Origin of the sequence: Streptomyces sp. NBC_00466 (genome assembly GCF_041433995.1) — a bacterium.
Classification (GTDB): Bacteria; Actinomycetota; Actinomycetes; order Streptomycetales; family Streptomycetaceae; genus Streptomyces.
Genome location: NZ_CP107896.1, coordinates 5,600,929 through 5,615,419, shown reverse-complemented (window position 1 = coordinate 5,615,419; position 14,491 = coordinate 5,600,929). Strand labels below are relative to the sequence as shown.

Sequence of the window (14,491 nt, the reverse complement as noted above, 5' to 3'; positions counted from 1 at the left end):
AGTGGAGGGGCCTATCGTCAGCTGCATGATCGATCACGCGCGCGACCTGGAATCCGTGGACGAGGCGACCGAACGGCTCCTGGCCGCGGTTGCCGGACTGGACAACGCCGCCGCCGCGGAACCGTCACGGCTCCCCGGCTGGTCCCGAGGCCATGTACTCGCCCATCTCTCACGTAACGCCGACGCGATCGGAAATGTTCTCACCGGACTGCCGATGTACGCCTCCGCAGAGGCCCGCGACGCCGACATCGAGCGCGACGCGCACCGCCCGCTCGACGTACAGCTGACCGATCTGCGCGAGAGCGCGGCCCGGTTCCGTGAGCGCACGGCACTTCCCGCGGACTGGTCCCGCACCGTGACCCTCCGCAACGGAGTCACGGACACGGCCGCCCGCGTCCCCTTCCGGCGCTGGGCCGAGATCGAGCTGCACCACGTCGATCTCGGCATCGGCTACGAGCTGGAGGATCTTCCCGCGGAGTTCACCGAGCGGGAGACCGACTTCCTGCGGGACCGCTTTTCCGGCGATCCCGCGGTGGCCGGTGTCAGCGGACCCGCCACGGCGCTGCTGGGCTGGCTGTCGGGCCGCGGCGACGGCAAGGGGCTGACGGTCCCCGGCGGCGGCGCACTGCCGGCCCTGCCGTCGCTCTAGTACTTCCTCCAGTACTTCGCTTCCCCCCGCTTCGTGCCGAACGCCCCCGGGCCCTGGGGCCGGACTGCCGATCTAGACTCGGCAGCATGACGTACAGCGGAGTGGTGAAGGTCGGCGGCGCGGCGGACGTACACGAGCTGACAGCTCTGATGATCTCCAAGGTCGCGGTGGGTCCGATGAACAACAACGCGTATCTGCTGCGCTGCCGGGAGTCCGGGGAGCAGCTGCTGATCGACGCGGCCAACGACACCGCGACGCTGCTGCAGCTGATCGGTGACGACTCCATCGCCTCCGTGGTCACCACGCACCGCCACGGCGACCACTGGCAGTCCCTGCAGGACGTGGTGGACGCCACGGGTGCCCGCACCTACGCGGGGCGGTACGACGTCGGGGGCATCCCGGTCGCCACCGACGTCCCCGTGGAGGACGGTGACACGATCCGGGTGGGCCGGGTCGAGCTGAACGCCCGCCGGCTGATCGGCCACACCCCGGGCTCGATCGTGCTCATCTACGACGACCCGCACGGCCACCCGCATGTCTTCACCGGCGACTGCCTCTTCCCCGGCGGGGTCGGAAACACCTTCGGCGACCCGAAGGCGTTCACGAGCCTGCTCGACGGCGTCGAGGAGAAGCTCTTCGACCGGCTCTCCGACGAGAGCTGGGTCTACCCGGGGCACGGTCACGACACCACGCTGGGCGACGAGCGCCCGCACCTCGCGGAGTGGCGCGCCCGCGGCTGGTGAGCCGCGCCCGTCCCCGTACACCTCCCCCCCCTGGGCCGGCCGGGCCGTCAGGCGTCGACACTGTCCTTGCTGGACGCCCCGGCTGCCTCCGCGGCCTCCTGCTTCCTATTGGCGAGGAGGCTGGTGACCGTGGTGACGATCAGCACGCCGCAGATGACCGCCAGCGAGACGGGGATGGAGATCTCCGGGACGGGCACCCCGGACTCGTGCAGCGCGTGCAGCAGCAGCTTGACGCCGATGAAGCCGAGGATGACCGACAGCCCGTAGCTGAGGTGCACCAGCTTCTTCAGCAGGCCGCCTATGAGGAAGTACAGCTGGCGCAGCCCCATGAGGGCGAAGGCGTTGGCCGTGAAGACGATGTACGGGTCCTTGGTGAGGCCGAAGATCGCGGGGATCGAGTCCATCGCGAACAGCACGTCGGTGGTGCCGATGGCGAGCATCACGACCATCAGCGGCGTCATGATCCGCTTGCCGTTCCGCTGGATGAAGAGCTTGGTGCCGTGGTAGCGGTCGGCCACGCCGAGACGCCGCTCGACCGACTTGAGGAGGCGGTTCTCCTCGAACTCCTCTTCCTCGTCGCCTGAACGCGCTTCCTTGATGAGCTTCCAGGCGGTGTAGATCAGGAACGCGCCGAAGAGGAAGAAGACCCACGAGAAGCCGGCGATGATCGCCGCGCCCGCCGCGATGAAGACTGCACGCAGCACCAGGGCTATCAGGACGCCGAACAGCAGCACCCGCTGCTGCAGGTGGGACGGCACCGAGAACTTCGCCATGATCAGGATGAAGACGAAGAGGTTGTCGACGCTCAGCGACTTCTCGGTGATGAAGCCCGCGAAGAACTCGCCGGACGCCTGACCACCGCCGAAGAGCAGCAGTCCGAGACCGAAGAGCGCGGCCAAGGCGATCCAGACGACGGTCCAGACACCGGCCTCCTTGACCGATACGTCATGCGGCTTGCGTCCGATCACGAAGTCGACCGCGATCAGGGCGCCCAGGCCAAGAATGGTCAGGGCCCACAGGGTCAGTGAAACGTCCATCACTCCTCCGGCGATTGCTACGGCTACTTGATCAGCGTCGTCGCTGCCGGAGGTCTCTTCCACCCGCGCCGGACGGACCGGCTCCTCGGGCCGGCGCCCCGGGACCCTGACAGGTCCGTACTGACGGGTGCGCCGCACTTGGGGAGTACTCCCCTCCGTGCTGAGAACAGTACAGGGAACACCAAGAAAAGGTAAAGGACTTGGCAAAGAATAATCCAAGACCGCAGGTCAAGGGCGCAGCGACGTACGGAGACGTCGGCGGTCCGGAAGAGCTGGGAGGGCTACGGAAACGGGCAGGGTCAGGCCCGGCGGGCTGCGGCGACCTGAGCCAGCACATTCCGCAGCACGTCGCTGCCCGGTGGCGGCAGCGACGGCTCGTACGTCCAGGCATGGCCGACCCAGGGGTCGGCGAGGTGGTCGTCCGGGACGGGAGTGATGCGCAGAAGCGAACGCCACAGCGGGTCGAGCACCGGACCGTACTCCCGCGCGTCCTCCCGGTCGGCGACCATCAGCAGATGGACACCGACGGCGGGCCCCTCGTCGGCCAGGTAGCGCAGGTGTGTGAGGGCACGGTCGTCGAAACCGTGCGGGAAGTCGTTGACGATCAGCAGCTGTTCGGCCGTGTCCAGATCCGGCGGGAGGGAGTCGGCCGCACCTCCGCGCACCGCCATCTGCACGAGATCCACCCGCCGCACCAGCCGTGCCAGTACGGCAGCCACCCCTTGCACGCCGGTCGCCGGTGGCGCGTCGAGCACTCCGGAGGCGGTCAGCGGAGCCAGCGGTCCCGCACCCGATCCCGCCGGATCGATCACCTGCACGGTGAACTCCCCCGCCGGGTGGACGGCGAGCAGGCGGGCGGCATGGGCGACGGCGGTGTCCACGGCGCGGGTGCGCAACGCGGCGGAATCCAGCCCGGCCCCGGACCCGGGACGGCCGCTGTCGACCCAGAAGCCACGTTCGAGCGGCAGCCGCACCAGCATCGGGATGCGCAGCTCGGGACGGACCGGAAGGTGCAGATCACCGACGCGGAGTGCCAGCGGGGCCTCCGCCGGAACGCGGTAGCCGTGCCAGACCGGGTGGTCCCAGCGGGCGAAGGCCGGGGCCAGAGCGGGCTCGACCACCTCGGACTCGGCGATGAGCCGGCCGAGGTCCCGGTCGAGCACCTCCCGCGCCTGAGCCACCAGCCCGTCCCGTTTCTCCTGCGCCTGCCGCCGGGCTTCGGTGCCCGCGGAGCCGGTACGGCTGCGCGGGTCGGAGAGCGCACTGTCGATCTCGCGTTCCAGACGCGAGTCGGCGAAATCGGCAGCGCTGCGGTACGCGGCTGCCGTGCGGGCCAGATCCTCGAACATGCCCCAGACCTGGTTGTACAGGCGCTCCTCCATGGACCAGCCGGTGGCGTCGCCCGCGACGGGCCGGGGCTGCTCGCCGGGCCGGGGGCCGGGCACAGCCGGGGACGGCGTCGGAGGCGCGGTGCGCTGCCGGCGCGGATGCGTGTAGTCGACCGGGCCGCCCTCGGGGCGCCCGCCGGCGCCGGAACCGCTCGGTCCGCCGTCCGGCACGGGCCGCGAAGACGGCGGCACGTGCGCTGCGGCCCCGTCGTCGTGCGGGCCGCCGCCGCCCGGGCCGGGACGGACCCGGGCGCCCGGTGCGGTACGCGGTGGGGCCGGCGCCACCGAGCGGGCCGCGCCGCCGACGACTGCAGCCTGGATCTCGTCCGCGAGGTCCCGGGCGCCCTGCAGCCCCTGGTCACCGAGCAGGTCGGCGAGGCCACCGGCGTACCCCTGGCCGACGGCACGGACCTTCCAGGCCCCCTGTCTGCGGTACAGCTCCAGGGCGACGACTGCGGACTCGGCAGCCAGCCCGGTGATGGTGTAACTGACGACCTCCGCACCGGCCGGCCCGGTGACAGCGGTGAAGGGTGCGGCGACGGAGGCGAACGAGCTGGGCCCGCCGGTGCCGATGGGCAGAGCCAGCAGGACACTCAACCGGTGCACGGCCTCCGGCAGTGCCTCCAGGTCGACCGCGAGCCGGTGGTCCGCCGCCGCCTGCCGGGACACTTCGAGGCCGGGCAGCTGCGGGGATCCGGGATGAGCGACCCACTCCGCGCCGCGGACCCGCCCCCGCTCGTCGCTGAGCGTCGCACCGGCCAGGACCGGCTTCCCGGCCGACACCCGGATTTCCAGTCGGGCCACGGGCAGGGGGTGGTTCTGCCCCCTGACCAGCTCGGCCGTCATCGCGCATGTCCCCTCGTCGCGTTGCACTTGGTCGTCGGTTCGCGGTTCCGTCGGCCGGAACAGCCAGTTCCCGGCAGCCTTGTGCCGCCGGGAACTGCTCGCGCACTCGTCGGGGGCGCCGGATGGTGGTGCCCAGCCGGGTTGTGGTGACTACAGGTGCGGCAGGATCGCCGGCATCAGGTCCTGGAACGTGCGGCCGTTGGCAGGGTTGCCGATGGCCGTCATCTGCCAGCCACCGCCCGAGCGGTGCACCTTCGCCATGATCTGCGCCGTGAACTGGCCGCCGCCGTCGAGCGTGTAGCGGGCGAGCTCTTCACCGTTGGTCTCGTCGACGATGCGGCAGAAGGCGTTCTGCACCTCCTGGAACGTCTGACCTGTGAACGAGTTCACCGTGAAGACGATCTGGTCGATGTGGACGGGGACCCGGGCGAGGTCGACGAGGATCGCCTCGTCGTCGCCGCCCTGGCCCGCGCCGCCGACCAGGTTGTCACCGGTGTGCTTCACCGAGCCGTCGTCGCTGACGAGGTGGCGGAAGAACACCACGTCCACGGGCTGCTTGTCGGCGAACAGCACCGCCGATGCGTCGAGGTCGATCTCCCGGGTGCGGGAACCGAACAGCCCACGGCGCGGCGCCGCCTGCCAGCCGAGTCCCATCCGCACCGCCGTCAGGGTGCCCCCGTCGTTCTTCTGCAGGCTGATGGCCTGCCCCTTGGTCAGATTGACGCCAGGGCCCTTGGCAAAATTGGCCGTCACGCGCTGTCCCTTCTTCCTGTTTCCCCACGTTTCCCCGCACCCTACGCAGTCACGCGGACACCGCAGGAGGGCCGGGGCGCTTTTGTGTCGTTCTTGCAACAGTCGTTCTTGTGACAGGCGTTCTGGCAGCAGCCCTCTCACAACAGCCACTCCTGCAGCAGGGTCAGGCCAGCCCGCCCTCCTTCATCTGGCGCAACTCCTTCTTCAGCTCACCGACTTCGTCACGGAGCCGGGCGGCCACCTCGAACTGCAGGTCCGCGGCGGCGGCGCGCATCCGCTCGGTCATCTCCTCGATGATTCCGGCCAGTTCCTCGGCGGGGCGGTCGGTTGGGACCTTCCTCGCCCCCTTCGCGCTCTTGCCGCCCTTCGCGGCCGCGCCGCCCAGTGCGGGCACCGGGGCCTGCGGCTGCTTCCCGTCCTTCGCCTTGCGGTAGCCCGTGCCGAGCAGTTGCTCGGTGTCGACCTCCTCGCGCGCGATCGTCGCGACGATGTCGTTGATCTTCTTGCGCAGCGGCTGCGGGTCGAGCCCGCGTTCCTTGTTGTAAGCGACCTGCTTCTCGCGACGGCGGTTGGTCTCCTCGATGGCCTTCTCCATCGCCGGGGTGATCCGGTCCGCGTACATATGGACCTGCCCGGAGACGTTGCGCGCCGCACGGCCGATCGTCTGGATCAGCGACGTGCCCGACCGGAGGAAGCCTTCCTTGTCGGCGTCGAGGATGGCGACCAGCGACACCTCGGGGAGGTCGAGCCCCTCACGCAGCAGGTTGATGCCGACCAGCACGTCGTACTCCCCGGCCCGCAGCTCGCGCAGCAGCTCGATACGCCGCAGCGTGTCCACGTCACTGTGCAGATAGCGCACCTGGATGCCCAGGTTGAGGAAGTAGTCGGTCAGGTCCTCGGCCATCTTCTTGGTGAGCGTGGTGACCAGGACCCGCTCGTCCTTCTCCGTACGCGTACGGATCTCGTGAACCAGGTCGTCGATCTGGCCCTCGGTGGGCTTGACGACGACCTCGGGGTCGACGAGCCCGGTGGGGCGGATGATCTGCTCCACGAAGCCGTCGCCCCGGGAGAGTTCGTACTTCCCCGGTGTGGCGGAGAGGTAGACGGTCTGCCCGATGCGCTTCTGGAACTCCTCCCACTTCAGCGGCCTGTTGTCCAGGGCGGACGGCAGCCGGAAGCCGTGGTCGACCAGGGTGCGCTTGCGGGAGGCGTCGCCCTCGTACATCGCGCCGATCTGCGGAACCGTGACATGCGACTCGTCCAGGACGAGGAGGAAGTCCTCCGGGAAGTAGTCGATGAGGGTGTTGGGCGCCGTGCCGGGGTCGCGGCCGTCGAAGTGCATCGAGTAGTTTTCCACACCCGAGCAGCTGCCGATCTGGCGCAGCATCTCCAGGTCGTAGGTGGTGCGCATGCGCAGCCGCTGGGACTCCAGCATCTTGCCCTGCTTGTCCAGCTCCGCGAGCCGCTCCTCCAGCTCCTTCTCGATGCCGTTGACCGCCTTCTCCATGCGCTCCGGGCCCGCCACGTAGTGGGTCGCCGGGAAGATGTAGAGGGACTCGTCCTCGCTGATGATCTCGCCGGTGAGCGGGTGCAGCGTCGAGAGCGCCTCGATCTCGTCGCCGAACATCTCGATCCGTACGGCGAGCTCCTCGTACACCGGGAAGATCTCGATGGTGTCGCCACGCACCCGGAAGGTGCCACGGGTGAACGCCACGTCATTGCGCGTGTACTGAATGTCGACGAACCGGCGCAGCAGCTCGTCCCGGTCCAGCTCCTCGCCGACCTTGAGGGACACCATCCGGTCCACGTACTCCTGCGGCGTGCCAAGGCCGTAGATGCAGGAGACCGAGGCGACCACGACCACGTCGCGGCGGGTCAGCAGCGAGTTCGTCGCGGAGTGGCGCAGGCGCTCGACCTCCTCGTTGATCGAGGAGTCCTTCTCGATGTACGTATCGGACTGCGGTACGTATGCCTCGGGCTGGTAGTAGTCGTAGTACGAGACGAAGTACTCGACGGCGTTGTTCGGGAGCAGCTCGCGGAACTCGTTCGCCAGCTGGGCGGCGAGCGTCTTGTTCGGCGCCATCACAAGCGTGGGGCGCTGAAGCTTCTCGATCATCCAGGCGGTGGTCGCCGACTTGCCTGTGCCGGTCGCACCGAGCAGGACGACATCCTTCTCACCTGCACGGATACGCTTTTCGAGGTCAGCGATGGCCGTCGGCTGGTCACCGCTGGGCTGGTAGGGACTGACGACCTCGAAAGGCGCCACCGTGCGTTCGATCTTGGAAACGGGCCGCATGCAACCACCGTACGACCACCCACTGACAACCGGGGTCCGTCCGCCGTCCGGCCGCGCTGTCGGTGGGCCGCCGTACGGTGGGGGCGTGGACAACGGAGCGCAGGCCGTCGAGGCCGGGGTCGCGGTGGAGATCGAGTGGACCACGGTGGGCAGCGGCATCGGTCCGCTGCTGCTGGCCGTGAGCAGCAAAGGGCTGGTGAGCGTCGTGTTCCATGCCGTTCCCGCGGTGCGCCGCAGGGCGCTGGAGCAGCTCACCGCACGGTTCGCCGCCGCGCCGGTCGAAGCGCCGGAATCGCCGCGGCTGGCCGAGCCGATACGCCAGCTGGCTGCCTACTTCGACGGTGACCTGCGCACCTTCACCCTGCCGCTGGACTGGACGCTGGCCGCCGGGTTCAACCGCCAGGTGCTGCGTGAACTGGCGGACGGCGTGCCGTACGGGTCGGTCGTGGGGTACGGCGATCTCGCCCGCCGGGTGGGCCGGCCGGGGGCCGCGCAGGCAGTGGGCGTCGCGATGGCGTCGAACCCACTGCCTGTCGTGGTGCCCTGCCACCGGGTGGTGGAGAGCGATGGCGGTCTGGGCGGATTCGGCGGCGGCACGGAGACGAAGCGGCAGCTCCTGGCACTGGAGGGCGTGCTGCCGCAGCCCCTGTTCTGAGCGTTTCCCCGTTCTGAGCGATCCTCTGTTCTGAGTGACCCTCGTCTGCCGCCCGCGCGGCCCCGGCACGCTGAGCGCCATGGCGGCCGGCGGGCCGGCGGGCCGTGGCCAGAGACTTCAGGGCCTCAGAGGCTGATGTGGTACGCCTTGCGCAGCGTCTCGTGGACCGTCCAGGTCGTACGGTCGCCCTCCCGCACCACACACGCGTCGCCGGGGCCGATCCGCAGGGTCTCGCCGCCCTCGACCTCGACGGTCGCCCGCCCGCTGACGACCACGAACAGTTCGTTGGCCTCGGTGTCGGTCACCACTCCGGGCGTGATCTGCCAGATACCGCGCAGCTGCGTGCCGTCCGCGGACTCCCACAGGACCTTCCCGGTGACCACGGGGTCTCCGGACACGATCTGCGCGGGGTCGAGCGGTTCGGGCTCCAGCTCGGCATCCGGTATGTGCACGGCGAAGGAGGGGGCTGTCTGATCACTTGTCGTCATGGCGGGCAACCTTAGCGACCAGGACGGGCGGGAAGAATCCGGTGTCCACGGGATCGTGCCGGCCGGTCTCCGTGAAGCCCTCGGCCTGCTCGAAGCCGATTGTCAGTGGTGGCCTCTAGCTTGGAGTCAGTTGGACCGGCCGGAAGGGCCGGTCCTTGGGGGAGGGGTGTGCTGTGGCTGCTGGCGGGTCGGGAAAGACGACGTATCTGGAGCTGTCCCAGGAGGGCGCCGGAGCGCACAAATTCTACGAAGTGACCGTGAGCGGGACGACGGTGGCCGTGCGGTACGGCCGGATCGGCGCGGACGGCCAGCGCCAGGTCTCGGCCTTCCCCACCGCGGCCAAGGCACAGGCCGCCGCGGCGAAGAAGGTGGGCGAGAAGGTCCGGAAGGGGTACGCGCCCGCGGTGCAGGGGCAGCGGGCGGCACGGGCGGTGACCCGTCGTCAGGTGACGTCCGCCCCCTCGACGGCCCGGGCCACGGCGCCTGTCCTCTGGCGCTTCCGTACCGGCACCTCGGCGTTCGGGATCCATATCGACGAGGACCACTGCTGGGTGGGCAACCAGCGCGGCGATGTGTACACGCTGGGCCACGACGGCGAGGTGCTGGCCCGCTTCTCGCTGCCCGACGGGGTCAAGTGCCTGGTCGCCGACGACTTCTGGATCTACGCGGGCTGCGACGACGGCAAGGTGTACGACCTGTCGTCCAAGGTGCCGTTCGCCGCCTACGAGATCGCGGAGGACGTGGACATCTTCTGGCTGGACATCCACGAGGGCGTGCTGAACGTGTCGGACCGCAACGGCGGTCTCACGGTCATCGACCACGAGGACGAGTTCCAGTGGTCGCGCCGTTCCAGGGGCAACAACGCCTGGATGGTGCGGGCCGACGACCACGCGGTCTACCACGGGCACACGCGCGGCGTGACGGCATACGCGGCGGACGGCAGCGGCGAGTTGTGGCACACGGACACCTTCGGCGGCGTGCTCTTCGGCTGGCAGGAGGAGACTTCGGTGTACGCGGGCACCGGCCGTCAGGTGGTCGAGCGGCTCTCCAAGGCGACCGGCCGGAACGAAGCGCGGTACCAGTGCGACGCGGCCGTGTACTCGTGTGCGACATCCGCCGACGGTGAGTATGTCTTCGCGGGTGACCTGGCCTCGTCCGTCTACTGCTTCGCCTCGGACGGCACCCGGCTGTGGAAGCTGGGAACGGGCGGCGGTTCGGCGCTCTCCATGCAGTACCACGACGAGAAGCTCTATGTCGTCACCACCGACGGCTCGCTGGCCTGCATCGACGCGAGCGAGGCGGCGATCACCGCGGCGCAGGGCGGAAGTCTGCCGGTCGCCGTGGATGTCAAGCAGGCCGCGGCGCTGCCCACCTACACGCCGATGGCGGACGTGGCGACGGTGAGCGCACTCCCTGCCCCGGGCGCCGGGATCGTCGTGGAGTGTGTCCAGGTCGGGGGCCGGCTGCGGGTCCAGGTGGTGTCGGACGGCTATGAGCCGACCTGGCACGTGCAGTTCCCCCGGGGGATACGGCAGCCGGGTGCGCGCTATGTGGTGGACGCCCTGCACTCCTCGTCGGGCGGCTTCTACCGGGTGCGGGGCGAGATAAAGCGCCTGGTCTAGGGACCTGCGTGTCCAGGGACCTTCATGTCCAGGGACCTTCATGTCCAGGAACTCCGTAGCCAGGGACTCCGTAGCCAGGACCTCGTGTTCAGAGATTTCCGTACCCGGTGAGGCTTTCCGGATCAGGCCGGTGGTCCGCTCCAGGCGAGATGGCCGGGGTGGTCCGCCCGTACGACAACGTCAGCGGTCTCCGCGGGGGCGACCTCTTCCTCGTAACGCTGGAAGGCGGACAGCATCCACTGCTCGTCCGTACCGGTGCGGCGGCTGAGGGCACCCGGCGAAAGCCGCAGATGGACGCTCAAGTCGAAGGGAAACCAGTGTCCGAACAGCAACGGCCCCTGCACGATGAGCACCGCGCCGTCCGGCAGCCGCTGATACGGGCTGCGTGTGGCGCGGTCGGTCACCGGGTCCCAGAGGTCGGGCAGCACGCGTCCGCTGCCGCCCGCCTCCAGTGGGCCGAAGACCTCGCGCCAGAGCGCGCCGGTGTCGAACCAACCGCTGTAGTACGCGTCGGGGTCACGCTTCCCGTACTCGTACCGCAGTGAGGCCGGGCGCAGGAAGCCCTGCGTACTGACCACATGGACGGACCGGCCGCGGGTCCGCAGCCCCTCGGCGACAGCGGCCGCCAGCTCTTCGGTGGGGGCGGCGGGTGCACCGTCCACCGCGATCTTGGGCCAGGGACCGCCGTCCGCGGCCTTCAGTTCGTCGGCGCTCCGGGCCAGAGCGTCGGTCAGCCGTTCCCAGGAGATCGCTTCGAGTCGCACCCGTTCATCATCACCGAACCGGCCTCTGCGATCGGCCGGATGGATCTGGAATTCGCGCAGAAGTTCGCCGCGGAGTGGTGGACGTGCGGGCGGGGGTGGACTCGCTCATGATCGACTATCGGAACCAGACCGAAGGGCAGGGGGAAGAGGAGCAGGAAGAGGAGTACAGGAAGACGAGCAGGGAGAGGGGGCAGCGCGCTGGCATGGAGCGGGCCCGAAGGTATGTCCAACCCCCGGGCCCTGATGATGCCGCCCCACTGCACACGCCGGCCCCCTTGAGGGCACAGGTCAGCTGTTACGTCGTCGCGCTCTGCCATTGAGCTACCGCCCCAGGGAGAGGGGCGGGCCGGGGTCGAACCGGCAACCGACGACCAAGCCCGCGCCCGGTCGGACCGGCGATGAGCGGCGAATGCTGAGTCTGGAGCGAGAGTCTGAGATGGAACGCGGCTCATGCCGCTGCATCACGACGAACTTCAGTTTCAGCTTGCGCTCCTCGCGCACCCCGGCCGCACTGAGGCGGCCGGGGAGTCTTTGACGCTACCCCTGTCCATCCCCGAAGAGGTAGCCGAATACCGCATCGCCCACATGCTCGTCGGTGACGTCGGCGCTGTTCGCGTCCTCCCGTGCGAACTTCACCGCCTGCTGCAGCTTCTCGATCCGGCCCACCAGCTCATTGACCCTGCGGGCAGGCAGTGCACCGGAGAACTTCACTGTGGTCCAGTATCCGACCGGCACATCCTCGTAATACACCTCGACCTGCGCCGGATGGTTTTCGGTGGCCTCGGCCTTGACGTGGTTGCGGGGCACTTTCCTCGTACGGACCGTGCGCACCGGCTCGGTCTTCCAGGCGTCGGTCGAGGGGTCCTGAACCCAGAATTCGGATGCGTCGAGAATCGGCAGTTTCCGCGCGAAGGAATGGAGATCGGTGAGCTGTTTCTCCAGGAAAAGCAGATACGAGACCGGCACAGCGGTGAGCAGAACGCGTCCGTCGACCTTCACATCGGCGCGGGCGGAGCAGTTCGCCCAGTCCTTGGTGGCAGTGACATCAAAGAGCCTGGTCAGGGTGGCGGCGGTGTCCCGCAGCACATCCTCGGCCTGCACCTGTACCCGCGTGGACTCGGGCGGCAACTGCTCGCCCTCCTCATCCTTCGGCTGGTAGGTGCGGGAAATTCCCGACAGCAGGACCGGCTTCTGCAGCCCCTGCTGGGCCGCGGTGAGGTCCTGGTGGGACTTTGACTTGATTCCCTTTTCGACTGCGATGATCTGATTGAGTTTCGCCACGGATGGAACGTATCAGCGACAACTCCCCAGGATCCAGGGATTATTGCTGCCGGAGCTCAGGGGAGAGGAAAGGCGGCGGCACTCTCCCGGTAGGATCCCGACATGCCTCTGCCCAAGCCATCGCATACACCAGAGAATGGCAAAAACGCCATACCCGGCAGTGCGTCGCGGACTAGGATGAACAATCCAATAGCGGGCAGCGGGCAGCGGGCAGCGGGCAGCGGGCAGCGGGCAGCGGGCAGCGGACGGATCGGGAGACCACTCTCAGAAGTCGGTCCTGTTCGCGGCGCGTTCGGCAACCGCCCTGCACCGGCTCCTCGACATAGCGCCGGTCTTCGCCGGTGACAACCGGATCGGCCGCCGCCGGTTCACCCTGGTCCCCGGCTCGGACTTCGGGGTCGACGCACTCGCCGCGATAGAGGCAGCGGGTGCGCGCATCGTCCCCTGGGCGGAGGCCCTGCGTCAGCCGTACGACGTGATCGTCGCCGCCAGTCCCAAGGGCGATCTGGATCTGCTCACCGGACCGCTCGCCCTGCTCCCGCACGGAGCGGGCTTCAACAAGTCGCTCGCCGGGGAAGGCTCCGCCGATTCGGCCTCCGGGCTCGACCCAGCCTGGCTGCTGCGCGACGGCCGGCCCCTTGCCGATCTGCACGGGCTCGCCCACCCCGGCCAGGTCGCACGGCTCGCAGCCTGCTGCCCGGCCGCCGCCGCCCGCGCGACCGTGGTCGGAGACCCCGTACTGGACCGTATGCTCGCCTCGCTGCCTTGCCGGGACGCCTACCGCGCCGCCCTGGGGACCGGAGGGCGCAGACTCATCGCCCTCACCTCGACCTGGGGACCGGAGTCCCTGCTGGAGCGGCGGCCGGACCTGCCCGCCGAGCTGGCCGCCCATCTCGACTGCGACACCTACCAGTTGGCACTGATCGTGCATCCGAACGAGCACAGCAGGACAGGCGCGTACGACCTGCGGCAGGCTCTCTCCCCCGCGCTCGCGTCAGGGCTGCTCCTGCCACGGCCGTACGAGGAGTGGGCGTCGGTTCTCGTGGCGGCCGACGGCGTCATCACCGACCACGGCTCGACGGCGCTGTACGCGGCGGCTCTTGGCATCCCGATGGCAGCGGCGTGCGACGGCGGCAGCGAGCTCATCCCCGGCACGCCCATGGCCGAACTCCTCTCCCGGGTAGGCGTCCTGGACACGGCAGCAGACCTGGAACCGGCGCTGGCAGCACACTCGCCGCAAGCAGTCCGCGCCCTGGCCGCACCGGCCTTCGCCGAACAGGGCAGGGCACTGGACCGGCTGCGTACCGAGCTCTACGCACTGCTCGCCATCGCTCCCCCAACGGCCGGGATCAGCGCTCGCCCCCTTCCGGCGCCCGCTCCTGCCCCGGGTGCCCCGACGGCCTTCGCCGTGCAAACGGACGTCCACGGTACGGAGATCCGTATCGAACGCCGTCCCGCCCCCACCGAACTCCCGGCGCATCACCTCGCGGCCGAGCCGGAACGCGCCGCCGTCCCCCTGTCCCAGAGCGCGGCGCTGCTCTTCCGCCGCCGTACCCGGCCGGACCGGGCCGCGCCGCACTCGGTCACCTGGACGGCAGGCGGCTGGACCGCGCGTACGCTCGCCGACCACCCGGGGCGCCGTACCGCAGCAGTCGAACTCTCCGACTCCCGCTGGCTGCTCCGCAGGGCTCAGACTCCGCTGCTCACCGTCCGCATCGAGGGATCCGCCGACGGAGGAACGGTCGTACGGACCGATCCGGCCGCGGTTCTCTCCGGTGTGCACGCCTGGCTCACCGAACATCCGTACCCCGGCACTCCGGTCACCCTGCACTGCGAGGTGGCGGGCCGGACGTACCGCACGCAGCTGGCTCCCGCCGGCGACGACGAGGCGGCGTTCGAGCTGTAGCCCCGGCGTAGCGGGCCGTCCTGGAGGGCCTGCCCTGCCACACCTGGGCAGGGCAGGGGCAGC

Annotated in this window: 12 protein-coding genes; 5 read left to right on the top strand and 7 right to left on the bottom strand. The window is 69.5% G+C overall.

What is annotated here, in order from left to right:
* Window positions 1–25: 25 nt before the first annotated feature.
* Both OG210_RS25190 and OG210_RS25185 read left to right on the top strand, forming a co-directional pair.
* The gene (locus OG210_RS25190) at window positions 26–649 is read left to right on the top strand and encodes a maleylpyruvate isomerase family mycothiol-dependent enzyme (protein ID WP_328325481.1); all 624 of its coding nucleotides are present in this window, start codon (window positions 26–28) and stop codon (window positions 647–649) included.
* A gap of 86 nt (window positions 650–735) precedes the next feature.
* The gene (locus tag OG210_RS25185) at window positions 736–1,392 is read left to right on the top strand and encodes an MBL fold metallo-hydrolase (RefSeq protein WP_328325482.1); all 657 of its coding nucleotides are present in this window, start codon (window positions 736–738) and stop codon (window positions 1,390–1,392) included.
* Between the two features lie 47 nt (window positions 1,393–1,439).
* Here OG210_RS25185 and OG210_RS25180 read toward each other — a convergent pair whose 3' ends face one another.
* The 4 genes from OG210_RS25180 to uvrB form a co-directional block, all read right to left on the bottom strand.
* The gene (locus tag OG210_RS25180) at window positions 1,440–2,429 is read right to left on the bottom strand and encodes a TerC/Alx family metal homeostasis membrane protein (protein ID WP_328325483.1); all 990 of its coding nucleotides are present in this window, start codon (window positions 2,427–2,429) and stop codon (window positions 1,440–1,442) included.
* A gap of 299 nt (window positions 2,430–2,728) precedes the next feature.
* Entirely contained in the window at window positions 2,729–4,663 is a 1,935-nt protein-coding gene (locus tag OG210_RS25175; RefSeq protein WP_328325484.1) for a TerD family protein, read from the bottom strand.
* A 150-nt stretch (window positions 4,664–4,813) separates the two neighbouring features.
* Window positions 4,814–5,380, bottom strand: a complete 567-nt coding sequence (locus tag OG210_RS25170; RefSeq protein ID WP_266861166.1) for a TerD family protein — start codon at window positions 5,378–5,380, stop codon at window positions 4,814–4,816.
* 199 nt (window positions 5,381–5,579) lie between these two features.
* The gene (uvrB, locus tag OG210_RS25165) at window positions 5,580–7,712 is read right to left on the bottom strand and encodes an excinuclease ABC subunit UvrB (RefSeq protein ID WP_328325485.1); all 2,133 of its coding nucleotides are present in this window, start codon (window positions 7,710–7,712) and stop codon (window positions 5,580–5,582) included.
* A gap of 85 nt (window positions 7,713–7,797) precedes the next feature.
* Between uvrB and OG210_RS25160 the strand changes: the two genes are divergently transcribed.
* Window positions 7,798–8,367 carry a methylated-DNA--[protein]-cysteine S-methyltransferase gene (locus OG210_RS25160; RefSeq protein ID WP_328325486.1) on the top strand — a complete coding sequence of 190 codons (570 nt, stop codon included), beginning with the start codon at window positions 7,798–7,800 and terminating at the stop codon, window positions 8,365–8,367.
* A gap of 125 nt (window positions 8,368–8,492) precedes the next feature.
* On the opposite strand, the gene OG210_RS25155 is transcribed toward OG210_RS25160, so the two are convergent.
* Window positions 8,493–8,855 (bottom strand): cupin domain-containing protein, encoded by a 363-nt coding sequence (locus OG210_RS25155; protein ID WP_328325487.1) that lies wholly within the window; start codon window positions 8,853–8,855, stop codon window positions 8,493–8,495.
* 173 nt (window positions 8,856–9,028) lie between these two features.
* Here OG210_RS25155 and OG210_RS25150 point away from each other — a divergent pair, with 173 nt between their 5' ends.
* Complete coding sequence (locus OG210_RS25150) at window positions 9,029–10,477, top strand: WGR domain-containing protein (RefSeq protein WP_328325488.1); 1,449 nt, start codon at window positions 9,029–9,031, stop codon at window positions 10,475–10,477.
* Between the two features lie 122 nt (window positions 10,478–10,599).
* On the opposite strand, the gene OG210_RS25145 is transcribed toward OG210_RS25150, so the two are convergent.
* The gene (locus OG210_RS25145) at window positions 10,600–11,241 is read right to left on the bottom strand and encodes a uridine kinase (RefSeq protein ID WP_328325489.1); all 642 of its coding nucleotides are present in this window, start codon (window positions 11,239–11,241) and stop codon (window positions 10,600–10,602) included.
* 537 nt (window positions 11,242–11,778) lie between these two features.
* A complete protein-coding gene (locus OG210_RS25140; protein ID WP_328325490.1) occupies window positions 11,779–12,522 on the bottom strand; it encodes a hypothetical protein in 744 nt (247 codons plus the stop codon).
* 304 nt (window positions 12,523–12,826) lie between these two features.
* Here OG210_RS25140 and OG210_RS25135 point away from each other — a divergent pair, with 304 nt between their 5' ends.
* Complete coding sequence (locus OG210_RS25135) at window positions 12,827–14,428, top strand: translation initiation factor 2 (protein ID WP_371540477.1); 1,602 nt, start codon at window positions 12,827–12,829, stop codon at window positions 14,426–14,428.
* The last annotated feature ends 63 nt before the right edge of the window (window positions 14,429–14,491 follow it).

Bases quoted from the DNA above. Each gene is read 5' to 3' on its own strand.
- OG210_RS25190 (WP_328325481.1), top strand. From the start codon at position 26: ATGATCGATCACGCGCGCGACCTGGAATCCGTGGACGAGGCGACCGAA.
- OG210_RS25185 (WP_328325482.1), top strand. From the start codon at position 736: ATGACGTACAGCGGAGTGGTGAAGGTCGGCGGCGCGGCGGACGTACAC.
- OG210_RS25180 (WP_328325483.1), bottom strand. From the start codon at position 2,429: ATGGACGTTTCACTGACCCTGTGGGCCCTGACCATTCTTGGCCTGGGC.
- OG210_RS25175 (WP_328325484.1), bottom strand. From the start codon at position 4,663: ATGACGGCCGAGCTGGTCAGGGGGCAGAACCACCCCCTGCCCGTGGCC.
- uvrB (WP_328325485.1), bottom strand. From the start codon at position 7,712: ATGCGGCCCGTTTCCAAGATCGAACGCACGGTGGCGCCTTTCGAGGTC.
- OG210_RS25155 (WP_328325487.1), bottom strand. From the start codon at position 8,855: ATGACGACAAGTGATCAGACAGCCCCCTCCTTCGCCGTGCACATACCG.